Below are 23,510 nucleotides of genomic sequence, written 5' to 3' on the forward strand. Positions count from 1 at the left end.
GATCGAATGCGGCGCGTCAGGGGCGCGAGCGCTCCATCTCGAGCTCGGCCTTGAGGCTGTCGAGGTCGCGATAAATTGAAGCAACCGCTAGCACGCGGCCGCCCTTGCGGTACTTCAGCAGGCAGTCCTTGCCGGAGATGCTGCCGTCGATCGCGATGTCGTCAAAACTCTCGGCGTGGCCGACATAGTTGATCGGCACGTCGTAATGCTGGCTCCAGAAGAACGGCACGGCCTCGAAGCGCTCGCGCCTGCCGAGCATGTTGCGCGCCGCGGTCTGGCCCTGGCGCTCCGCCACCACCCAGTGCTCGACGCGGATGGTGTGCCGCGAGTGCGGATCGGGCCAACGCGCGATGTCGCCGGCCGCGAAGATGCCGGCGATGCTGGTCTCCAAAAATTCGCTGACGCTGACGCCGCGATCGGCGGCAAGGCCCGCCTGCTCGGCCAGCGCCAGGCGCGGCTTGACGCCGATGCCGACCACGACGAGATCGGCCTCGATCACCCCGCCGCTCTTCAGGGTGGCGCGGGTGCCGTCGAGCTTCTCGACCGTGTCTTTCAAGTGAAAGTTGACGCCGTTCTCCTCGTGCAGCGAGCGGACGAAGTCGCCCATCTCGGGGCCGAGCACCTTCTGCATCGGCCGCTCCTCGGGCGCGACGACATGCACCTCGATCTTGCGCGCACGCAGTGATGCCGCGACCTCGAGGCCGATAAAACTGGCGCCGATCACCAGCGCGCGCTTGGCGCTGCTGGCCGCCTTGATGATGGCACGGCTGTCGGCGACGGAGCGCAGGGTGTGGACATGCGGCTGGTCCGCGCCGGGAATCTGGAGCCTGACCGGCTCGGCGCCGGTGGCGAGCAACAGCCGGTCGAACGGGAGCTTGTCACCATTGCCCAGCGTCACGCTGCGCGCCTTCGGATCGATCGCCGAGACGTCAGTGTTCAGCCTGAGGTCGATGCCGGCGTCCTGATAATAGTCCTCGCCCCGCAGCGGCAGCCAATCCTCCGGCGCGTTGCCGGCGAGGTAATCCTTGGAGAGATTGGGACGGTCGACCGGCATCGCGCCGTCATTGCTGAGCATGGTGATGGCGCCGGCAAAACCCTCGCGCCGGAGTGTCTCGGCCGCCGCAAAGCCCGCCGCACCACCGCCGACGATGACGAATTTTTCCGGCGTCGGCGCGTTGCGATGAGCGGCTGACGGCTTCGGCGCCTCGCGCTTGCGCTGGACGATGATCCGGTCGCCATCGCGCAAGACGTCCCATACCGCGAGTGCATTCAGCGCCGGCGGGCGCGTGGTCTCGCCCGTGCGCAAGGAGAAGCAGGCGTGGTGCCAGGGGCAGCGGATGGTGTCGTCGACCACGAGGCCTTCCGCGAGCGGGCCGTGATAGTGGCTGCAAGACGGCTCGATCGCAAAAATCTCGCTGCCGGCCTGCACCAGGAGGACATCCTCTTCGCCGACATGGCCGAGCAATTTGCCGTCCTTGAATTCGGTCAGCGACACGCCGCTGGTGAGGTCGGGTCCGCTCGGCTTCTTGTCCTCGGTCATGGTTGTCTCCTTGGCGTCGTCTCCTTGCGGATCAATCGTCCGAATTTGCCAGCCCCAACAGCTCCTGGCGGGTCAGCGCATTGTCGCGGAACACGCCTAACATGCGGCTGGTGACGAGATCGGTGCCGGGCTTGTGCGCGCCGCGCGTCGTCATGCAGTGATGCGTCGCCTTGATGATGACACCGACGCCTTCGGGCTGCAGCACATCGTTGATCGTGTTGGCGATCTGCGCGGTCATCTTCTCCTGGATCTGGAGGCGCTTGGCGTAGATGTCGACGACGCGCGCAAGCTTGCTGATGCCGACGACGCGGCCCTGCGGGATATAGGCGACCCAGGCGCGGCCGACGATCGGCGCCATGTGGTGCTCGCAATGGCTCTCGAAGCGAACCCCGCGCAGCACGATCATCTCGTCATAGCCTTCGATCTCCTCGAAGGTCTTTTGCAGGATTTCGGTCGGATCCTGCGCATAGCCGGAAAAGTACTCCTCGAAGGCGCGCGCGACGCGGTCCGGCGTCTCGCGCAGGCCGTCGCGCGAGGGATCATCGCCGGCCCAGCGGATCATGGTCCGGATCGCCTGCTCGACCTCCGCCCTGTCAGGCCGGTCGCTCGGCGCCTGCGCCACCGCGACCCGTTCCAGCTTGCGCGCTTGCAACTTCATCCAAAACCTCCCCTGCAACGAGCCGCAGACAAAAGCGGCCCCACAACTTGGACGGCCGCGATTGGAAAAGGTTCCCGGGATCGGGAAAAATCGCGAAGGGTGGCGGATCAATGGAGCCACGCCCCCCTTTAGACCCTCATGGTGAGAGCGCCACAGGCACGTCTCCGGACGATGCTTCGCATCGCCGGGAGAACCATGCAGGCCCGGCTGTGGCCTTCATCCTTCGAGACGCCCGCTGCGCGGGCTCCTCGAGATGAGGAGCTGGGCTGTCTATGGCGCGGCCGCCTTGCGCGCGTCGATCGCGGCCTGCGCCCATTCGGCCGGCCGCTCCTGCGGCAGGTTGTGACCGGCGCCCGCGAACACGCGGCGCTCGAAGAAAGCGTCGAACTTGCGCGCGTGGTGCGCGGTGCCGGGATTGACGCCGTCGCTGTCGCCGTCGATCGCGATCGTGGGAACGCGGATCTGGGGCTGCGCGGCGAGCTTCGCCTCGATCCCCGCATAGGCCGGATCGCCCTCGACCAACGCGTAGCGGTGGCGATAGGAGTGGATCACGACATCGACGAAATCAGGATTGTCGAAAGACGCGGCGCTCCTCTCGAACGTCGCGTCGTCGAAGGTCCACGTCGGCGACCACATCGACCAGAGCTGGCGCGCAAAGCCGCGCCGGTTGCGATCCAGCGCACGGCGGCCGCGCTCGTTGTGGAAGAGATATTGATACCAGAGCGCCGCCTCCTCCGGCGGCGAGGCCGGCTCCATGGACCGCGCGATGTTCTGGATGTTGTAGGAATTGCCGGAGACGAGCGCGACGACGCGCTCGGGATGCAGCGCCGAGACCACGCAGGCCGCGCGGCCGCCCCAGTCGTAGCCGCCGACCACCGCGCGTTCGATGCGGAGCGCGTCCATGAAGGCGAGGAGATCGGCCCCGAGCGCGGCCTGCTCGCCGGAGCGCAAGGTCGACGCGGAGCGAAATCGCGTCGGCCCATAGCCGCGCAGCCAGGGCACCAGCACCCGCGCGCCCGCCGCCGCGATGAGCGGCGCGGTGTCGGCATAGGCGTGCACGTCGTAGGGAAAGCCGTGGCCCATGATGCAGGGCCAGCCATCCTCAGCGCCGTAATCGAGATAGGCGATGTCGAGAACGTCCGTGGTGATGGTTTTTTGTTGCATGGTTTGCTCACGGATTGGGGGACCTCGTAGCCCGGATGGAGCGCAGCGTAATCCGGGGTTCGCGGATGCAGGCGTCCCCGCATTCCGCTCCGCTCCATGCGGGCTACGAGAGCTACTTCTGCGGCCCGGACAGTGAGATGTCGCGCTCGGCGCGGAACACGTTGCTGTAGAGGTTGGCGATCCACTGCCGGCCAATCTCGGTCTTGTTGAGATAGCCGATCTCGGTCTGGATGTGCGGTGCGACGCTATTCCAATAGAATTGTGGATAGCGGTTCACGATGTCGGCCGGCGAGTCGTAGCCGAGCTGGCGATTCATGCCGACTTCCTCGAACTCGTAGTAGAGCGCATTGGCCTTGCGCAGATAGTTGGGATCGCCGAGCTGGCCGATGAAGTCGGCGGCGCGCAGGATCGAGGCTTCGTCGTCATATTCCTGCCCCTCCCGTGCCGGGAAGCGCGTCCCCTCGATGGCACGGACAATGCGCTCAGAGTCGAGGCCGCGGATCGGCGGCAGCCGCCGCCGCACAAATAGTTGCGAGCGATCGACGTGATACATCATCAGACTGGCATCCGAAGCCCCGCGCGGCAGCGACACCTTGGTCCCGGCTTCGTCGATGATGAAACCATCTTCGTCATCCTCCGGAAACAAGCCGCGGACATAGCCGATGTCGTGCGCAAGGCAGGCAATCAGGACATGAACGTAGTCGTCCGCCTCCAGGTGAGTGTGAAGGTACCGCCCGCTGAGAATGGAATGGCCCGCCAAAGTCACCAGCATCGTATGCTCGATGTTGTGATAGAGCGCATCGCTGTTGCCGATGCATTCCATGGTGGTGCGGGTGGCGCTCTCGATGACGTTCGCCGACTCCTCGCCGTACCTGCGACGCATGAACGAGCCCAGCAACTTCTCCAGGGATTCAGCCGCCAGTCTCGGCAACGTCAACATGGATGCAGCCCCGCTTGTCGGTGGTGTCCCACGCCAGCTCCCGACGTTATTGTCCTCAACGCAAGAGCCAGCATAGCCCATCTTGGGCCGGGGGGCCAAATCCCGCGCCCCAAATCGGTAAATTAAGTTGCTCTTGTGCCCCGCGAGATCGTGGTTGCAGTCGCGGCGCGATGCAGCCGGGCCGACCGGTCGGAAGGGTCCGGCCGAGGCGCGTAAATCAAATTCGCTTTATCGGACGTCGGCGCAAGGCTGGCGCAATGGACCGCAGCCGGGCGCATGCGCCTGCATCGTCTTCGCGGCCGGGACGGCGGAGCGCGCCGTCACTCCACCAGCAACACGTCGACGGCGACGCCGAGCTTCTGTTTCGGCGAACCGACGATGATGCCGTCGACCGGCGAGACATCGGAGAAGTCGCGGCCGACCGCGAGCACGATATGGTCGTTGGCGACAAGGAGATCGTTGGTCGGATCGAAATCGACCCAGCCGAGCTCCGCCCCGCACCACAACGACACCCAGGCATGAGTGGCATCGGCACCTTGCAGGCGCGGCTGGCCCGGCGGCGGAATGGTGCGCAAATAGCCGCTGACATAGGCCGCAGGCAGACCGAGCCCGCGCAGCCCTGCGATCATCACATGAGCGAAATCCTGACAGACGCCGTGGCGCTTGTCGAAGACCTCGTTGAGCGGCGTCGAGATCACGGTGGCCTTCGGATCGTAGCGGAATTCGGTGCGGATACGGTGCATGAGATCGACCGCGCCGGCGAGGATACCCCTGCCCGACGCAAAACTCTCTGCAGCATAGGCACTGACGGGACGCAGAACAGGCACCAGCGGGCTTGCAAAGACATAGCCGACCGGCGAGGACGGTCCGAGGCTGGTTGCTTCGAACGCGATGTCGCGAACGCTCTCCCAGGGCGGGCTCGACGCATCGCGCGCCGGCGGCTGCCGCTCAACGGAGACACGCGAACGTGAATCGATCCGCAGGTTTCGATGCGCGGCCTCGATCACGATGCTCTCGGTCAGCGTGCCGAAGAAATCGCGCCGCACGTGACGCTCGGCCGGGCGCGGACGGATCTCGACGCGATGCGAGATCAGCTCCTGGCCGCTACCGCTCTTCGGCTCGAGCCGCAGCGTGCAGCGGGCGAAGCTGACCGGACTTTCATATTCGTAAGTGGTGACGTGACGGATGTCGTAGATCACGCCAGCCCCGTCAGCTTTTCCGGCCGGCTGGCATTGGGGCCGTGCGGGAAGTAGTGCAAGCCCACCGCCTCGGCGAGGCTGAGCAGATCCTGCTCCAGTCCGAACAGCGTCTTGACCTCGAGCTTCTCGGCTTCCGCGGTAGCGAGCATCGCCTGCACGGCGACCGCAAGCCGCTGCGGCTGCTCGATCAGGCCGTGCTCCTTCAGGCTCGGCAGTGCCGCGATATGCTCATTCAAGGTCGCGACCTGGAACGCGACCGACCGCGGGTTGTACGTGTCGAGCACGGCGAGGTCGCGCACGGGCGCGAGGATCGGCGTCAGCAGATAGCGCGAGCGGTAGGTGATCTGGGAATCCACCAGCGTCAGCAGGATGTCGAGATCCTCATCGCCCGCCTCGTCATATGCAAATTGACGCGCAAAGCGCGTCGTGTTGATGGCGCGCTCGGCGCGGCGGCCGATGTCGAGGAATCGCCAGCCGGCAGCGCGGTTCATGTTCTCCTGCGCAAGGCCGGCAAAGCTCGCGAGCTCCTGCAAGGTGAGCTCGGCCGCGCTCAGCACGTCGTCGTCGTCCTCGACCTCGAGAGCGAGGCGCTCGGCCATCTCGGTGATGACCTGCCAGGCATCGGGCGACAGCCGCTCGCGCAAGGAGGTCGCGGTGCGCTGTGCCGCGCGCACCAGCGACAGCGCCGAGCCGAAACGCGCCTCGCTCTGCAACGCTTCGGCGACGATGCGCCCCGGCGCCGCGCGCGAGGCCTGCGAGATCGCGCCCCACGCCACCAGCAGGCGCTGGATACGGTCGGCCGATTGCAGCGAGGCCGCGGTGCCCTTGTTGGGCCCGCTCGGCGAGCCCAGCGCGCGCACGAGACGCAGCGTCGCCTCGGCGCGTTCGAGATAGCGGCCGAGCCAGAACAGATTGTCGGCGGCGCGGCTCGGCAGCACGCCGGCGATGCGGCGGATGCGGACCTTGTCGGTCGCCGGCAGCAGCGTCGCGGTCGAGACCTTCTTCTCGGAGACCACCCAGACGTCGGCCGCGCGCGCGCCGTCGCCCATCGACACCGCGCGCGCATCGGCCTGCTCGGCGATCCGGCAGAAGCCGCCGGGCATGATGGCCCAGCCGTCCGGGGTTGCGGCCGCAAACACCCGCAGCACGAAGGGGCGCGGCGTGAGCTGGCCCTGTTCCCACACCGGCATGGTCGAGAGCCGCACCACCTCCTGGCCGACATAGTCCATGCCGCGCGCGCTGATGGCGTCGACCAGCCGCTGACGTCCAGATGCATCGAGCTCGCTCGCGAGCACCGGACCTTTGCTCTCGAAGCCGGGAACGCCGCGGCGATAGGCGCCCTCGATCGCGACCTCGTCGAGCCGCGACAGCACCTCATCGCGCGCATTGCGCTGGCCGCACCACCAGGTCGCGATGTGCGGCATCTTCAGCTCTTCGCCGAGCAGGCGGCGGCTCAGCGCCGGCAGGAAGCCGAGCAGCGCGCGCGCTTCGAGGACGCCGGAGCCCGGCATGTTGGCGACGACGACGCCGTCCTTGCGCAGCACATCGATCAGGCCGGGCACGCCGAGATGCGAGGATGCATCGAGCTCGAGCGGATCGAGCGAGTTGGAATCGACCCGGCGCAGCAGCACGTCGAGCCGCTTCAGCCCGGCCACAGTGCGGATGTGGATGCGGTTGTCGCTGACGGCGAGATCGTCGCCCTCGACCAGCAGGAAGCCGAGATAGCGCGCCAGCGTGGCGTGCTCGAAATAGGTCTCGCTGAAGCTGCCCGGCGTCAGCACGCCGATGCGCGGCTCGTCGCGATCGGCGCGCGCGCGAAGACTGTCGCGGAACGCCTCGAAGAACGGCGCGACGCGCGGCACGTTCATCGACTTGTAGAGATCGGAGAAGGCGCGCGATTGCACCAGGCGGTTCTCCAGCGCATAGCCCGCGCCCGACGGCGCCTGAGTGCGGTCGCCGAGCACCCACCAGCGGCCATCGGGCCCGCGGCCGACATCGGCGGCATAGAGCGAGAGATAGCGCCCGCCGGGCGGCGGGACGCCGCAAACCGGACGAAGATATTCGGGGCTGCCGGCGATCGCGGCCGCCGGCAGCGCGCCCTCGGCGACCAGCCGGCCCTCGCCATAGATGTCGCGCAGCACGAGCTCCAGAAGCTCGGCGCGCTGGGTGATGCCGGCGGAGAGCTGCTGCCAGTCGGCTTCGTCGATCAGGAGCGGCAGATGGCTGAGCGACCACGGCCGGTCGGCGCCGTCGCCGGGCGCGCGGTAGGTGACGCCGGCCTCGCGGAGGTGACGGTCGGCCATGGCGAAGCGCCGCTCGGCCTCGTCGGGCGCCAGCGCGCCGAAGGCGTCGAAGAAGCGGCTCCAGACCGAGCGGGGCGCGCCGTCGGGCCCCAGAAACTCGTCGGGAATGCCGGGCAGATGGCTGTAGTCGCGGACCCATTGGGCGAGACGGCGCTGGCCTTCACGCTGGCCCTCACGCTGGCCTTGCGCCTGCCCCGCTCTGTCGTCCTCGGCTGCGCCCTCGGCCATCCGCCTCTCCCTGCCCCACCATCATACTCATTGCAGGAGCGGGGTCCGCAAGTCGAGGGTCAGCGGAAACTCATTTGTGCGTTCCTCGGGCGGCGGCTGCATCGGACCCGGGGTGTGGCCGTGGTCCTGGAAGCGCGCCAGCCGCCGCGCCTCGGCCTCGTAGGTGTTGACCGGCTTGGTGTCGTAGTTGCGCCCGCCGGGGTGGGCGACGTGGTAGACGCAGCCGCCGAGCGAGCGGCCGTTCCAGGTGTCGATGAGATCGAAGGTCAGCGGTGCATGCACAGGGATGGTCGGGTGCAGGCCGGAGGCCGGCTGCCAAGCCTTGAAGCGAACGCCAGCCACGGCCTCGCCCGAGCGGCCGGTCGAGGTCATGGGCAGACGGCGGCCGTTGCAGGTGACGATGTGGCGGCCTTCGACGAAACCTTCAGCCTTTACTTGAAGACGTTCAACCGACGAGTCCACATAGCGCACGGTACCGCCGGCCGAGCCCTCCTCACCCAAGACATGCCAGGGCTCCAGCGCCTGGCGCAATTCCACGGTCACGCCGCCATGATGAACGCGGCCGAACGCGGGAAAGCGGAATTCGAGCTGGGCCAGATACCATTCCGGCTCAAAGGGATAGCCTGACTGCTTCAACTCAGAAAGTACATCAACGAAGTCTTCCCAGATGAAGTGAGGCAGCATGAAGCGGTCATGCAGCGCGGTGCCCCAGCGCACGAACTTGCCGGCTTGCGGCTCGCGCCAGAACTTTGCGATCAGCGCGCGGATCAGGAGTTGCTGCGCCAATGACATGCGCGGATCAGGCGGCATTTCGAGCGCGCGGAATTCGACGAGGCCGAGGCGGCCGGTCGGCCCTTCCGGCGAATAGAGCTTGTCGATGCAGATCTCGGCGCGATGGGTGTTGCCGGTGATGTCGACAAGCAGATGCCGGAACAGCCGGTCCACCAGCCACAGCGGTGTCTGGTAGCCCGGCGGCGGCACGTGCGAGAGCGCGATCTCGAGCTCGTAGATACTGTCGTGACGGGCCTCGTCGATGCGCGGCGCCTGGCTGGTCGGACCGATGAACAGGCCGGAGAAGAAATAGGACAGCGACGGATGCCGCTGCCAGTACAGCACCAGGCTCTTGAGCAGATCGGGCCGGCGCAGGAACGGCGAGTCCTGCGGGCTCGAACCGCCGACCACGACGTGATTGCCGCCGCCGGTGCCGGTGTGGCGGCCGTCGACCAGGAAACGGTTGGCGCCGAGGCGCACCTTGCCGGCGTCCTCATAGAGGCCCGTGGTGATCTCGACCGCGTCGCGCCAGCTCTTCGCCGGCTGGATGTTGATCTCGATGACTCCAGGGTCGGGCGTCACCTTGATCACCTCGATGCGCGGGTCGAACGGCGGCGGATAGCCCTCGACATGGACCTGGAGCTGCATCTCCTCGGCGGTGGCTTCGAGTGCAGCTGTCAGCTCGAGATAATCCTCGATGCGCTCGACCGGCGGCATGAAGGCGCAAAGCACGCCGTCGCGGACTTCGACCGACATCGCGGTGCGGACCGGGATGGAGGTGTTGAGATGCTCGGGAGCGACCCGTGGCGGCGCTTCCGGGCGCGCTGCGAGGGTGAACACGGGCAGCTTGCCCCGTGCGTCCATCGGGTCCCGCTCGATGATGTAGGGATATTGATTGGGCGGGACATAGCCGAGCGACCCGATCGGCAGGCGCAGGCCGAGCGGTGAATCGCCCGGCGTCAGGAACAGATGGTTGCGCCGGAGTTGCCAGCGCTCGCTGCGCCAGCGCGGCGGCGCGTTCCAGCGCTGCACCGGCAGCACGAAGCCGCGCGGCGTATTGAGGCCCTGCTCGAACACCCGCGCGATGCGCGCACGCGCCTCCGGATCGGATAATTTGGAGTCGGAGGGATCGACGTTGACGGGAAGCTCGGCTTCCTTCTGGAGCCAGAGCGTGGTGTCCTCATAGGCCGGCATGATGTAGCCGGGATCAAGCCCGAGCCGCAGTGCCGCGCCCTCCATGAAGGCCTCGGCGTCCTTCGTCCCGGCGGGCCGCGGATTTTCGATCTTCGCGATGAGGTCGGCGTTCTTCCAGATCGGCACGCCGTCCTTGCGCCAGTAGAGGCCGAAGGCCCAGCGCGGCAGGCTCTCGCCCGGATACCATTTGCCCTGGCCGTAATGCAGAAGGCCGCCGGGCGCAAAGCGCGTGCGCAGGCGGCGGATCAGATCGTCGGCGAGCGTGCGCTTGGTCGGACCGACGGCGTCCGTATTCCACTCTGCCGCTTCGAGATCATCGACCGAGACGAAGGTCGGCTCACCACCCATGGTGAGCCGCACGTCCTGGCTTACGAGATCGCCGTCGACCTGCTCGCCGAGATCGTTGAGCCGCGCCCAGGATTCGTCGGAGAACGGCTTTGTGATGCGCGGCGCCTCGCGGATGCGCTTGACGCTCATGTCGAAGGCGAACTCGACCTCGGCAAAGCCGGCGCCGCCGGAGATCGGCGCGGCCGAGCGATAATGCGGCGTGGCGGCAACGGGGATGTGCCCCTCGCCCGCGAGCATGCCGGAGGTGGCGTCAAATCCGATCCAGCCCGCGCCCGGCAGGTAGACCTCGGCCCAGGCATGCAGATCAGTGAAGTCGTTCTCGACTTCTGGCGGGCCCTCGATCGGATCGATGTCGGGACGGATCTGGACCAGGTAGCCGGAGACGAAGCGCGCGGCGAGACCGAGATGGCGCAGGGTCTGGATCAAGAGCCAGGCGGAGTCGCGGCACGAGCCGGCGCCGGACGACAGCGTCTCCTCCGGCGTCTGCACGCCGGGCTCCATGCGGATGATGTAGCGGACCTTGTTCTGGAGCTCCCGGTTGAGCTCGACCAGGAAGTTGACCGTGTTCGGGGCTTCATGCGGGATCGTGTCGAGATATTTCGCGAACAGGCGATCGGGCTTGATGGTCTCGAGATAAGGCGCGAGCTCGGTCTTGAGGTCCTTCGGATACTCGAACGGAAAGCTGTCGGCATAGGGCTCGACGAAGAAGTCGAACGGGTTGACCGTGGTCATCTGCGCCGTGAAGTCGACCTCGAATTTCAGCTCGGTGGTCTTCTCCGGGAAGACGTAGCGCGCGAGCCAGTTGCCTTGCGGGTCCTGCTGCCAGTTCACGAAGTGATTGGCCGGCGTGACCTTGAGCGAATAGCTCAGGATCGGCGTGCGCGTGTGCGGCGCCGGCCGCAGGCGGATGGTCTGCGGTCCGAGATCGATCGGGCGGTCGTATTTGTAGTGCGTGACGTGGTGTAATGCGACGTAGATCGACACGGGGTACGGTGCTCCAGCAGCTTTTTTGAGCAGAACACCTGATGTCAGTGCGATCAAGCACTAACAACGGGCAGAGGCTGCCTATGCAAGGTGCGGGCCGAGTGCTTGTGGGGGCGTTCTCGGCGCATGCTGCCCTCCCTTCTCCCCTTGTGGGAGAAGGTGGCGCGCGAATGCGCGCCGGATGAGGGGTATGTCTCCGCTGCGCAAGAACGCTCGTGAGGATAGAGACCCCTCACCCGTCTCGCCGCTGTCGCAGCGAGCCACCCTCTCCCACAAGGGGAGAGGGTAAGAAGACGCCCAGTCTTGGCGCAAATCTTATGCCGCCGAGGTCAGCCGCTGCAGGAACTGCGTCACCTCGTGGCGGAGCGTTTCGACTTCGCCGTGGACACGTTCGGAGGCGCTGTTGACGCGGCTGGCGACGCGGCCGGTGTCGGCGGCGGCATCGCTGATGCCTGTCACGTTGGAGGAGACCTGCGAGGTGCCGGCGGAGGCTTCCTGGACGTTGCGGGCGATCTCGCGCGTTGCGAGGCCCTGCTGCTCGATCGAGGTCGCGATCGCGGCGGTGATGCCGTTGATCTCGGCGATGGTCTGCGCGATCGCCTCGACGGCCGCGACCGAATTGGTGGTCGATTGCTGCATCTCGCCGACCTTGGCGCTGATCTCTTCGGTCGCCTTCGCAGTCTGATTGGCGAGGCTCTTGACCTCGGAAGCCACCACCGCGAAGCCGCGGCCGGCCTCGCCTGCGCGCGCCGCCTCGATGGTGGCGTTGAGCGCGAGGAGATTGGTCTGCGAGGCGATCTCGCTAATCAGCTTGACGACGTCGCCGATCCGCATCGCCGCGTCCGCAAGCGCGCGGATCTCGCTGCCGGCACGATTGGCCTCGTTGACGGCGCGGCCCGTGCTCGCGGTCGAGCCGGTCACCTGGCGGCCGATATCGGCAATCGAGGATGCCAGCTGCTCCGCCGCGCTGGCGACGGTCGCGACATTGCGCGAGGCCTGGTCGGAGGCGCTGAGCACGCCGGAGGTCTGACGGCTGGTCTTCTCGGCCGCCGCCGCCATCTGGTGGGCGTCGGATTCGAGGTCGGTCGCAGCGCCCATCAGCGTGCCGGCGACGCCATCGAGATGCGTGCCGAACTGCTTGGCGAGATCGGCGATTTCCACCACGCGACGGCCAAGGCTGTCGGTACCGGAATTGATGACGACAGCCGAACGGCGGAACGAGCCAGGCAAGCCGCGCGCCAGGATCTTGCGAAAATGCTTGCCGCGGCTGGCATAGTCCATCGACGCCGAAGCCTCGCGCAGGAATGCGTCGGTGATGTCGAGCATGTCGTTGACCGATTTCTGGATCGACCCGATGCGCCCGGCCTGGCGGTCGCTCAGGATGCGCGCTTCGAGATCGCCCTGCGAGGCCTTGCGACAGACATCGGCGACCTCATCGACGGCGGCGGCGGTGCGATGCTGGCACCAGACCGCATAACCGAGTAGCGCGATCATCGCGCCGAGCAACACCGCTCCGGAGATTCCAGTTACACCGAGAAGCGAGAGTCCGAAGGCAACGACGGCAAGAACACACGCGAGCGCGGTCGCTCCCTGCGCCTTAGAGAGAGAGCACAAATTCATCGTAACCGATACCCTGTTGCTTCAGTAATCCGACCATCGCATCAAAGCTCGCATGCATGCCGTCCCTGGCATTGGCGTGCCGCGCCTCTTCCGCGCACAGCGTCTTGTAGATCGGCTTGATGCGCTCGATCTGCGCCGGATCGGGCTTGCGCCGGTTGGAGTGATAGCCGACGATGTTGCCGCGTTCGTCGAACGTCGGGGTGACGTGGGCGAACACCCAGTAATGGCTGCCATCCTTGGCCAGATTGACGACATAGGCGAAGATCTCCCGCTTCGCCTGAAGCGTGTCCCAGAGCAGCTTGAAGACGGCGCGCGGCATGTCGGGGTGACGGATGATACTGTGGGGCGCGCCCATCAGCTCCGCGTAGCTGTATTTCGCCATGCGGACGAAGACGTCGTTGGCGTAGGTGATGCGGCCCTTGAGATCGGTCTTGGAGACGATCAGCTCCTCCTCACCGAGGAGATTTTCCACGCCGGTCGGCCGCATCGCACGCGTCATCGTTGACGAATCCTGTCGAAAGGCAGCGCCCCCTCGAAGGAGTCGCCCGCATCACCTCACGATTACGGTGGGAAATATTAATCCCGAGTGACCGGGGGAACTGCTGCGATCATATGACACCTACGTATGACTACGTAGGTGTCCACCGTTCGTGCTGTCATTCAGGCAGCGAGGTGCATCAGCACCGTTACATCGTCGCGCCCAGCACCCAGGGCGCGAACTCGGCGCCGCCGAAATCGAAGCTTTCGCTCTTGGTCGGCTGGCCGGATGCGGTCTTGAGGATGAGATCGAAGATGCGCTGGCCGCATTCCTGAACGCTCTCCTCACCTTCGAGGATGGTGCCGCAATTGACGTCCATGTCCTCTTCCATGCGCTTGTACATGGGCGTGTTGGTGGCGAGCTTGATCGAGGGCGCGGGCTTGCAGCCGAACACGCTGCCGCGGCCGGTGGTGAAGCAGACGAGATTGGCGCCGCCGGCGACCTGGCCGGTCGCAGCGACTGGGTCGTAGCCGGGCGTGTCCATGAAGACGAAGCCCTTCTTGGTAATGGGCTCGGCGTAGCGCAGCACCTCGACGAGGTTGGTGGTGCCGGCCTTGGCCATCGCGCCGAGCGACTTCTCCAGAATGGTGGTGAGGCCGCCGGCCTTGTTGCCGGGGCTCGGATTGGCGTTCATCTCGGCGCCTTCGCGCTCGGTGTATTCATCCCACCAGCGCATCAGATCGACCAGCTTCTCGCCGACCTCGCGGCTGACCGCGCGACGCGTCAAGAGATGCTCGGCGCCGTAGGTCTCCGGCGTCTCCGACAGGATCACGGTGCCGCCGTGGCGCACGATGAGATCGCTCGCAGCCCCCAGCGCCGGATTGGCTGATACGCCGGAATAGCCGTCCGAGCCGCCACATTGCAGCGCCACGGTGAGCTCGCTCGCGGGAACGCTCTCGCGCTTGACCTTGTTGGCGTCAGCCAGCGCCTCGCGCACGAAGGCGATGCCTGCCTCGACCGTCTTGCGGGTGCCGCCGACCTCCTGGATGTCCATCGCGCGCAGACGGCCGGCGAGCTTCTGCTCTTCCATCAGCCCGCCGATCTGGTTCACCTCGCAGCCGAGACCGAGCACGATGACGTGGGAGAAATTGACGTGCCGGGCGTAGCCGCCGAGCGTGCGGCGGAGCAGCGCTAAGGGCTCGTTCTGCGTCATGCCGCAGCCGGTCTTGTGGGTCAGCGCGACCACGCCGTCGACGTTGGGGAAGTCGGCCAGCGGATTGTCGCCGGTGAAGGGATTCTTCTTGAAGACGTCGGCGACGAGGCTTGCGACATGCGCACTGCAATTCACCGAGGTGAGGATGCCGATATAGTTGCGCGTGGCGACGCGGCCGTCCGGTCGGCGGATGCCTTCAAAGGTTGCCGGCAAATCGAAATTCGGCGTCGGCTTGACGTCGGCGCAATAGGCATAGTCCTTGGCGAAGTCGCCCATGCCGATGTTCTGCACGTGCACATGCTGGCCCGGCGCGATCGGTGCGGTCGCAAAGCCGATGATCTGGCCGTAGCGGATCACAGGCTCGCCCACGGCGAACGGCTTGATCGCGACCTTGTGGCCGGAGGGAATGCGATCGACGGTGGTGACGCCGTCGGCGACGACCGTTCCCGGCGGCAGGCTGGCGCGCGCGATCAGCACGCCATCATCGGGATGCAGGCGGATGACGGGGCTGATGGTCATGGCGAATCTCCTTCGGAGGCGAATAGCGAGTGGTGAGTGGCGAATGGAAAAGGGGAGCAGCGCCATTCGCTACTCCCCATTCGCCATTCGCGAGTTCCTAGGCTTTGCCGCCCGACTCCTTGCGGGTCGCGTTGACCTGCATCTTGGCGTAGGTCGTCATCAGGCCGACCTCGTTCGACAGCGTCACCAGCTTGAAGCCCATGTTGATGGCGCGCGCAGCGCCCTCGGCGCCGCTGCAATGGATGCCGGGGTTGAGGCCGCGCTTGCCGCACTCCTTGATGATCTTCTCGTAGATCGCGAGGATCTCCGGCTCGGTGCGGTCGAGCTTGGGCTCGAGACCGTAGGAGAAGCCGAGGTCGGACGGGCCGATATAGACGCCGTCGATGCCCTCGACGTCGAGGATCGCTTCCATGTTCTCGACCGCGGTCTTCGTCTCCATCATCGGCAGCAGGATGGTGTCGGCATTGGCGGTCTTCTGATAGGAGCCCGCGGTGCCATACATGCCGGCACGGATCGGGCCGTTGGAGCGCACGCCCTGCGGCGGATATTTCGAATAGGAGACGAGGTTCCTGGCTTCCTGCGGCGTGTTGACCATCGGGCAGATCACGCCATAGGCGCCGCCATCGAGCACCTTGCCGATGATGCCAGGCTCGTTCCAGGGCACACGCACCATCGGCGTGACCGGATGCTTGTCCATCGCCTGGAAGCACTGCACCATCGAGAGGTAATCCTGCACGCCGTGCTGCATGTCGACCGTGACGCTGTCGAAGCCGCATTGCGCGATCATCTCGGCCGAGAAACCGGACGGTATCGCGAGCCACGCATTGACGACGGCCTTGCCCGACTTCCAGATCTCTTTGACTTTATTCGCCACGTTGCCTTCCTTCTTTGTTGTTTGGACCGTCGTTGTTTGGACCGTCGTCACCATGACGAGCGCCGCGACAGGGCGGCGCCGTTATTACCGCGAACTCGATCGCCGCGCTACGCTCGCGATGACGCGAGATGTCTTGGCTGGGGCGGCGTTATCCGTTCCGGCGCCGATTTTCGCGCGATCGGCTTGGGCGGCACTTTGAGCGAAAAAGAGCGGCCATGTCCATGGTTTGTCGTCGCGCGACGGCGCATATCAGCTTTCACTCCTCTGCACTTGCCTCCTCGCCGGCGCCGAGCCCTGCCAGACTCTGCTCGAGCTCGCCGAGCATGTCCTGCAATTCGGCGAGCTTGCGGGCGCCGAAGCGCCGCGTGATCTCCGCATAGATCGCTTCCGACGTCGGCGCCACCGAGGCCATCAGCTTCACGCCCTCCTTCGAGATCGAGACCATGCTGCGGCGCTGGTCATTCTTCACGGTCTTGCGCTCGATCAGATTGCGCGCCTCGAGATCGCGCAGGATGCGCGACAGGCTGGGTCCGAGCAGGAACGCGGTGCGCGCGAGTTCCGTGACCTCGACCGCCTCGATGGCCGCGAGCGCGCGCAGGATGCGCCATTGCTGCTCGGTGAGGCCGTGCTCCCGCAGCGAGGGGCGAAACTGCCGCATCACGGCCTCGCGCGCCCTGAGCAGCGACATCGGCAGCGAGCGCGAGAAATCGCGCATCGGCACCTGCCGCGCGGCAGGCGCACCACCATTTGCCGGATCACCCGGTCTCTTCGTCATGGCGCCCTTTCAGCCCGCAAAAGTTTGCAGTGCAGCAAAGCCAGATTCCGTTTGACGCATTCACTTAACATGTTAAGTATCTCCGGGCACCACGATTTGTAAGATCACAAATGGCGCTTTCCAACGACGATATCCAAGCTTGCGCGAGCCGTCTGCATCAGGCGGAGAAGACCCGCACGCAGATCCGGCAGCTCTCGCAGGATTTTCCTGAAATCACTATCGCTGACGCCTACGCGATTCAGAAGGCCTGGGTCGACGTCAAGATCGCGGAGGGGCGTATGGTCAGGGGCCACAAGATCGGCCTGACCTCGAAGGCGATGCAAAGCGCGCTCAATATCGACGAGCCTGACTCCGGCGTGCTGCTCGACGACATGTTCTTCGCCGATGGCGGCTTGGTTCCGACCGAGCGCTTCATCGCGACGCGCGTCGAGGCCGAGCTCGCCTTCGTCATGAGCAAGCGCCTCTCGGGGCCCGATTGCACCATGTTCGACGTGCTCAACGCCACCGACTTCGTGGTGCCGGCGCTGGAGATTTTGGACTCGCGGATCGAGCGCGTCGATGCCAAGACCAAGGCGACGCGCAAGATCTTCGACACCATCGCCGACAACGCGGCGAATGCCGGCATCGTGCTTGGGGGACGGCCGATCCGTCCGCTCGACGCGGACCTGCGCTGGATCGGCGCGCTCTGTTTCAGGAACGGCCAGTTAGAGGAGACCGGCCTTGCCGCCGGCGTGCTCAATCATCCCGCCACCGCTGTCGCCTGGCTCGCCAACAAGATCGCACCGCTCGGCCTTGCGCTGGAGCCCGGACAGGTGGTGCTCGCCGGCTCCTTCATCCGCCCGATCGAGACCCGCAAGGGCGACACAATTCAGGCCGATTATGGCGCCTACGGCTCTGTCAGCTGCTACTTCGCCTGAGAAACAAAAATACAGGGAGTGAAACCGCGATGCCGCATTTCACGATCGAATATTCGGCCAATCTCGATCGCCGCCTCGACATCGCGGCGGTCTGCGAGGTCGTGCGCAAGGCGGCGGTGGAGACCGGCATTTTCCCGCTCGGCGGCATCCGCGTCCGCGCAATCCGCTGCGAGCATTATGCGATTGCGGATGCGCGCAACGACTACGGCTTTCTCGACATGGTGCTGCGCATCGGCGAGGGCCGCGACCTGCCGACCCGCCAGAAAGCCGGCGAGCATGTCTTCCAGGCCCTGTCAAAACATCTCGATCCCGTCTTCGCCGCCAGCAAGTTCGCTTTGTCGTTCGACATGCAGATCAACGACAAGGACACCAGCTGGAAGCGCAACAACATCCACGATGCCCTGAAAGTGGAGGCCGCCCATGGATAAGCCCAGCCCGAAAGCCGATGTGTTCCAGGCTAACCGCGACCGCGTCGCGCCGCTCCTGAAGAAGCTGCGGGCCGACGGCATCGGCCACATGATCGACGGCAAGACCGTCGCCTCGATCTCGGGCGAGACCTTCGAGACGAAATCGCCTGTCGATGGCGCTGTGCTCGCCACCGTCGCACGCGGCAATGCCGAGGATATCGACGCCGCGGCAACGGCCGCTGCCCTCGCCTTCAAGTCCTGGCGCGACATGGGGCCGGCGATGCGGCGCAAGCTGCTGCACCGGGTCGCCGACGCCATCGAGGACAATGCCGAGGACATCGCGGTGCTCGAATGCATCGACACCGGCCAGGCCTACCGCTTCATGGCCAAGGCGGCGATCCGCGCCGCCGAGAATTTCCGCTTCTTCGCCGACAAATGCGCCGAGGCACGCGACGGCCTCAACACGCCGAGCGAGGAGCACTGGAACATCTCGACCCGGGTGCCGATCGGCCCGGTTGGCGTGATCACGCCGTGGAACACGCCGTTCATGCTCTCGACCTGGAAGATCGCCCCGGCGCTGGCCGCCGGCTGCACCGTCGTGCACAAGCCGGCCGAATGGTCGCCGGTGACCGCCGCCATCCTGGCGAAGCTGGTCAAGGAAGCCGGCGTTCCCGACGGCGTGCTCAACACCGTGCACGGCTTTGGCGAGGAGGCCGGTAAGGCGCTGACCGAGCATCCCGCCATCAAGGCGATCGGCTTCGTCGGCGAGAGCGCGACGGGCTCTGCGATCATGGTTCAGGGCGCGCCGACCTTGAAACGCGTGCATTTCGAGCTCGGCGGCAAGAACCCGGTGATCGTGTTCGACGATGCCGATCTCGATCGCGCGCTCGATGCCGTCGTGTTCATGATCTACTCGCTCAACGGCGAGCGCTGCACGTCTTCCAGCCGCCTGCTGATCCAGCAGAGCATCGCGGACAAGTTCGTGGAGAAGCTGACCGCGCGGGTAAAGGCGCTGAAGGTCGGCCATCCCCTCGATCCCACCACCGAGATCGGGCCGCTGATCCACGAACGGCACCTCGCAAAAGTCTGCTCCTATTTCGCCGTCGCGCGCCAGGACGGCGCGACGATCGCGGTCGGCGGCAAGGCCTATGACGGCCCCGGCGGCGGACATTATGTCGAGCCGACGCTGGTGACCGGCGCGCACGGCAAGATGCGTGTGGCGCAGGAAGAGGTGTTCGGCCCCTTCCTCACCGTGCTGCCGTTCAAGGACGAAGCCGACGCCATCGAGATCGCCAACGACATCCGCTATGGCCTCACCGGCTATGTCTGGACCAACGACGTCGGCCGGAGCTTGCGTGTCGCCGACGCGCTCGAGGCCGGCATGATCTGGCTGAACTCGGAGAACGTCCGCCATCTGCCGACGCCGTTCGGCGGCATGAAGGCAAGCGGCATCGGCCGCGACGGCGGCGATTACTCGTTCGACTTCTACATGGAAACCAAGCACGTCTCGCTGGCGCGGGGCACGCACAAGATTCAGAAGCTGGGAATTTAGCTGTCATTCCGGGGCGCGCGAAGCGCGAGCCCGGAATCCATATCCACCAGCCGGGGTTATGGATCCCGGGCCTGGCCCTTCGGGCCATCCCGGGATGACGAGCCGAAAGGGGAAACGCACATGCCCGTACCGCAACATATCTTCGAGCCGCCGTTCAACATCATCCGCTCCAGCCACGTCGTGCTCGACGTCACCGATCTGAAGCTGAGCCGCGAGTTCTACGAGACCACCGTCGGCCTGCATGTCGAGGATTCCGACGACAATGTCGTCTACTTGCGCGCCGCGGAAGAGCATCAGCATCACTCGCTGGTGCTGCGGAAGGCGGCCGTGCCGGCCTGCGCCCGGCTCGGCTTCAAGGTCGGCAACGACGGGGACCTCGACAAGGCCGCGGCCTTCCTCTCCGAGAACGGCCTGTCTTACGCCTTCGCCGACCAGCCCTTCCAGGGCCGCACGCTCCACTTCACCGATCCCTTCGGCTTCCAGATCGAGCTCTACGCGTCGATGGACCGCCGGCCGCATCTCCTCCGCCGCTACGACCTCTACCGGGGCTGCCATCCGCAGCGGCTCGACCATTTCAACGTGTTCGCCGCCGAGGTGCAGGACACCGTCGACTTCTATGCGCGGCTCGGCTTTCGTCTCACCGAATATGCCGAGGAGGACGGGCCGAACGGCCGCATCGCCGCGGCCTGGATGCATCGCAAGGGCAACGTCCACGATTTCGCGATCACCAACGGCAAGGGCCCTCGCCTGCACCACTTCGCGTACTGGACGCCGACGGCGATGAACATCATCCATCTCTGCGACGTCATGGCCTCGCAAGGGTTCGTGAAGAACATCGAACGCGGCCCCGGACGCCACGGCATCTCGAACGCGTTCTTCCTTTACGTGCGCGATCCCGACGGACACCGCCTCGAGCTCTACACCAGCGACTATTTCACCGGCGATCACGACCACGAGCCGCTGCGCTGGTCGCTGCGCGATCCGCGCCGCCAGACGCTGTGGGGCGCGCATGCGCCGCGCTCCTGGTTCGAGCAGGGCTCGCCGTTCACGGGCCAGGCCGTTCGTGAGCCGAAGTTTGTCGCCGATGTGCTGGTGGCGGACTGATGCCGGTGACAGGCAAAGCCTCTCTCCCCGTCGTCCCTGCGAAAGCAGGGACCCATAACCACAGGGAGAAGTTTGGCGAAGACCCGTTGTTCGGTACTCCTGCCTCATCCAATCGATAGATTCCGCGGTATGGGTCCCGGCGTTCGCCGGGACGACAGGAAATACAGGAAATAGAGTCGCTAATGAAGCTCCCTTGCCTCGCCACCTATTCCGTCAAGGGTGATGTCAGCTACGGCGCCGTCCTGGCGGGCGGCATCGTCGATCTCTCCGCCCGCTATGCCAAGACCTATCCGACGCTGCGCGAGGTGATCGCGGCGGGAAAGCTCGTGAGCCTTGCCGAAGAAGCCGCCGGCCGCGCGCCGGATTATGCACTCGCCGACATCACCTGGCTGCCGCCGGTGCCCGCGCCGGAAAAGATCATCTGCATCGGCGTCAACTACCCCGACCGTAATGCCGAGTACAAGGACGGCCAGGACGCGCCGAAATATCCGAGCATGTTCATGCGCTCGCCGCGCTCCTTCGTCGGCCACGACACGCCGCTGGTGCGGCCGCGCGTGTCCGCGCAGCTCGACTATGAAGGCGAGATCGTGCTGGTGATCGGCAAGCCCGGCCGGCACATTGCGGAAAGCGCCGCGCTCGACCACATCGCCGCGCTGACGCTCTGCAACGAAGGCTCGGTGCGCGACTGGCTGCGCCACGCCAAGTTCAACGTCACGCAGGGCAAGAATTTTGATTCCAGCGGCAGCCTCGGGCCGTGGCTGGTGCCGTACACACGGGAATCCCAGATTGCGGACATCAGGCTCATCACGCATGTCAATGGCGAGCTGCGTCAGGACGACCGCACCAGCCGGCTGATGTTTCCGTTCCGCTACCTCATCAGCTATATCTCGACCTTCGCAACGCTGATCCCCGGTGACGTCATCGTGACGGGCACACCGACCGGCGCCGGTGCGCGGTTCGATCCGCCGCGCTATCTCAAGCCGGGCGACGTGATCGAGGTCGCGGCCGAGGGCATCGGAACCTTGCGCAACGGTGTCGTCGACGAAGCCTGAACAACAATGGAAGTGGAATAGTGCAATGACCACCCTCACCGGCGGCGAAGCGATCGTCAGCGGCCTTGTCGCCCACGGGGTCGACACCGTGTTCGGCCTGCCCGGCGCGCAAATCTACGGCCTGTTCGATGCCTTCCATCAGGCCCAGCTCAAGGTGATCGGCGCGCGGCACGAGCAGGCCTGCGGCTACATGGCGTTCGGCTATGCGCGCGCGAGCGGCCGGCCCGGCGTGTTCAGCGTGGTGCCCGGCCCCGGCGTGCTCAATGCTAGCGCGGCGCTGCTCACCGCCTATGGCTGCAACGAGCCGGTGCTGTGCGTCACCGGCCAGGTGCCGACGCAATTCCTCGGCAAGGGCCGCGGTCATCTGCACGAGATGCCGGACCAGCTCGCCACCTTGCGCACCTATTTGAAATGGGCCGACCGCATCGAGACGCCCGGCAACGCGCCGACCACGGTCGCGCGCGCCTTCCAGGAGATGAACTCGGGCCGGCGCGGCCCCGCTTCGGTCGAAATGCCCTGGGACGTCTTCACCCAGCGCGCCGACACCTGTGCCGCACGGGTGTTGGAGCCGCTGCCCGCGCCGCTGCCTGACCCCGACACGATCAAGCAGGCGGCCGCACTGATCAAGGCCAGCAAGGCGCCGATGATCTTCGTCGGCAGCGGTGCGATCGAGGCAGGCGCGGAGATCCTCGAGCTCGCCGAGATGATCGATGCGCCCGTCGTCGCCTTCCGCAGCGGCCGCGGCATCGTCTCCAATGCGCACGAGCTCGGCCTCACCATGGCCGCCGCCTACAGACTATGGCCGAACACCGACCTCATGATCGGGATCGGCACGCGGCTGGAGCTGCCGACCATGTCGCGCTGGCCGTACCGTCCCGAGGGGTTGAAGAGCATCCGCATCGACATCGATCCCGTCGAGATGCGGCGCTTCATCTCCGACATCGCCATCGTCGCCGATGCCAGGACCGCCACTGCCGATCTCGCCGCGGCCGTCAGCAAGGCCGGCTACAGCAAGACGGTCGGCCGCCGCGCCGCGATCCGCGAAGCCACTGCCGCCGCGCAGGCCGATATCCAGCGCGTCCAGCCGCAGATGGCGTATCTCAACATCCTGCGCGAGGTGCTGCCGGCGAACGCGATCGTCACCGATGAATTGTCGCAGGTCGGCTTCGCTTCCTGGTACGGCTTTCCGATCTACGAGCCGCGCACCTTCATCACCTCGGGCTATCAGGGCACGCTCGGCTCGGGCTTCCCGACCGCGCTCGGCGCCAAGGTTGCCAATCCCGACAAGCCGGTGGTCGCGATCACCGGCGACGGCGGCTTCATGTTCGGCGTGCAGGAGCTCGCCACCGCCGTGCAGTTCAACATCGGCGTGGTGACGCTGGTGTTCAACAACAATGCCTATGGCAATGTCCGCCGCGACCAGCGCGAACGTTTTGACGGCCGCGTGGTGGCGTCGGATCTGGTCAATCCGGATTTCGTCAAGCTGGCGGAGTCGTTTGGTGTGGCTGCGGCACGCGTCACCGCGCCGGAGCAGTTCAAGGCGGCGATGGAGAAGGCGCTTAGCCACGGCGGGCCGTATCTGATCTCGGTCGAGGTGACCAGGGATTCGGAAGTCAGCCCGTGGGCGTTCATTCACCCGCCGAAGCCCTAAAGCGAAACATCGCGGCCGG

18 protein-coding genes are annotated in these 23,510 nt (G+C 65.9%); 6 read left to right on the top strand and 12 right to left on the bottom strand.

All coding sequences use genetic code 11. The features are described from left to right. Positions 1–16 precede the first annotated feature (16 nt). The 12 genes from QA642_RS34120 to hpaR form a co-directional block, all read right to left on the bottom strand. Complete coding sequence (locus tag QA642_RS34120) at positions 17–1,540, bottom strand: FAD-dependent oxidoreductase (protein ID WP_283080804.1); 1,524 nt, start codon at positions 1,538–1,540, stop codon at positions 17–19. 31 nt (positions 1,541–1,571) lie between these two features. Next, entirely contained in the window at positions 1,572–2,198 is a 627-nt protein-coding gene (gene folE, locus QA642_RS34125) for a GTP cyclohydrolase I FolE (RefSeq protein ID WP_283080805.1), read from the bottom strand. 270 nt (positions 2,199–2,468) lie between these two features. Further along, on the bottom strand, positions 2,469–3,362 hold the full coding sequence (locus QA642_RS34130; protein ID WP_283080806.1) for an alpha/beta hydrolase: 894 nt from the start codon (positions 3,360–3,362) through the stop codon (positions 2,469–2,471). A gap of 112 nt (positions 3,363–3,474) precedes the next feature. Continuing rightward, positions 3,475–4,302, bottom strand: a complete 828-nt coding sequence (locus tag QA642_RS34135) for a metal-dependent phosphohydrolase (RefSeq protein WP_283080807.1) — start codon at positions 4,300–4,302, stop codon at positions 3,475–3,477. Between the two features lie 320 nt (positions 4,303–4,622). Then, positions 4,623–5,501: a transglutaminase family protein gene (locus tag QA642_RS34140; protein ID WP_283080808.1), complete on the bottom strand. Its 879-nt coding sequence runs from the start codon at positions 5,499–5,501 to the stop codon at positions 4,623–4,625. After that, positions 5,498–8,032 carry a circularly permuted type 2 ATP-grasp protein gene (locus QA642_RS34145; RefSeq protein WP_283080809.1) on the bottom strand — a complete coding sequence of 845 codons (2,535 nt, stop codon included), beginning with the start codon at positions 8,030–8,032 and terminating at the stop codon, positions 5,498–5,500. The genes QA642_RS34140 and QA642_RS34145 overlap by 4 nt, the downstream gene beginning before the upstream one ends. A 27-nt stretch (positions 8,033–8,059) precedes the next feature. Further along, the gene (locus QA642_RS34150) at positions 8,060–11,329 is read right to left on the bottom strand and encodes a transglutaminase family protein (RefSeq protein WP_283080810.1); all 3,270 of its coding nucleotides are present in this window, start codon (positions 11,327–11,329) and stop codon (positions 8,060–8,062) included. A 315-nt stretch (positions 11,330–11,644) separates the two neighbouring features. Further along, the gene (locus QA642_RS34155; protein ID WP_283080811.1) at positions 11,645–12,949 is read right to left on the bottom strand and encodes a methyl-accepting chemotaxis protein; all 1,305 of its coding nucleotides are present in this window, start codon (positions 12,947–12,949) and stop codon (positions 11,645–11,647) included. Beyond that, entirely contained in the window at positions 12,927–13,448 is a 522-nt protein-coding gene (locus QA642_RS34160) for a PAS domain-containing protein (protein ID WP_283080812.1), read from the bottom strand. The genes QA642_RS34155 and QA642_RS34160 overlap by 23 nt, the downstream gene beginning before the upstream one ends. Before the next feature lie 187 nt (positions 13,449–13,635). Continuing rightward, positions 13,636–15,159, bottom strand: a complete 1,524-nt coding sequence (locus QA642_RS34165) for an altronate dehydratase family protein (RefSeq protein WP_283080813.1) — start codon at positions 15,157–15,159, stop codon at positions 13,636–13,638. A 97-nt stretch (positions 15,160–15,256) separates the two neighbouring features. Next, complete coding sequence (locus QA642_RS34170) at positions 15,257–16,033, bottom strand: aldolase/citrate lyase family protein (protein ID WP_027558665.1); 777 nt, start codon at positions 16,031–16,033, stop codon at positions 15,257–15,259. Positions 16,034–16,289: 256 nt separating this feature from the next. Further along, complete coding sequence (gene hpaR, locus QA642_RS34175; protein ID WP_283080814.1) at positions 16,290–16,808, bottom strand: homoprotocatechuate degradation operon regulator HpaR; 519 nt, start codon at positions 16,806–16,808, stop codon at positions 16,290–16,292. Positions 16,809–16,918: 110 nt separating this feature from the next. Between hpaR and hpaH the strand changes: the two genes are divergently transcribed. From hpaH to QA642_RS34205, 6 genes are all read left to right on the top strand, one after another. After that, positions 16,919–17,725, top strand: coding sequence for a 2-oxo-hept-4-ene-1,7-dioate hydratase (hpaH, locus tag QA642_RS34180; RefSeq protein ID WP_283080815.1), 807 nt, complete (start codon positions 16,919–16,921; stop codon positions 17,723–17,725). A gap of 29 nt (positions 17,726–17,754) precedes the next feature. Next, positions 17,755–18,153 (top strand): 5-carboxymethyl-2-hydroxymuconate Delta-isomerase, encoded by a 399-nt coding sequence (locus QA642_RS34185; protein WP_283080816.1) that lies wholly within the window; start codon positions 17,755–17,757, stop codon positions 18,151–18,153. Further along, positions 18,146–19,684, top strand: a complete 1,539-nt coding sequence (hpaE, locus tag QA642_RS34190) for a 5-carboxymethyl-2-hydroxymuconate semialdehyde dehydrogenase (protein ID WP_283080817.1) — start codon at positions 18,146–18,148, stop codon at positions 19,682–19,684. The genes QA642_RS34185 and hpaE overlap by 8 nt, the downstream gene beginning before the upstream one ends. 120 nt (positions 19,685–19,804) lie before the next feature. Beyond that, on the top strand, positions 19,805–20,788 hold the full coding sequence (gene hpaD, locus QA642_RS34195) for a 3,4-dihydroxyphenylacetate 2,3-dioxygenase (protein ID WP_283080818.1): 984 nt from the start codon (positions 19,805–19,807) through the stop codon (positions 20,786–20,788). Positions 20,789–20,970: 182 nt separating this feature from the next. Beyond that, positions 20,971–21,840 carry a fumarylacetoacetate hydrolase family protein gene (locus QA642_RS34200; protein ID WP_283080819.1) on the top strand — a complete coding sequence of 290 codons (870 nt, stop codon included), beginning with the start codon at positions 20,971–20,973 and terminating at the stop codon, positions 21,838–21,840. 25 nt (positions 21,841–21,865) lie between these two features. Continuing rightward, positions 21,866–23,491, top strand: a complete 1,626-nt coding sequence (locus tag QA642_RS34205) for a thiamine pyrophosphate-dependent enzyme (protein WP_283080820.1) — start codon at positions 21,866–21,868, stop codon at positions 23,489–23,491. Positions 23,492–23,510: the final 19 nt, after the last annotated feature.

The organism is Bradyrhizobium sp. CB2312, from assembly GCF_029714425.1.
Taxonomy (GTDB): domain Bacteria; phylum Pseudomonadota; class Alphaproteobacteria; order Rhizobiales; family Xanthobacteraceae; genus Bradyrhizobium.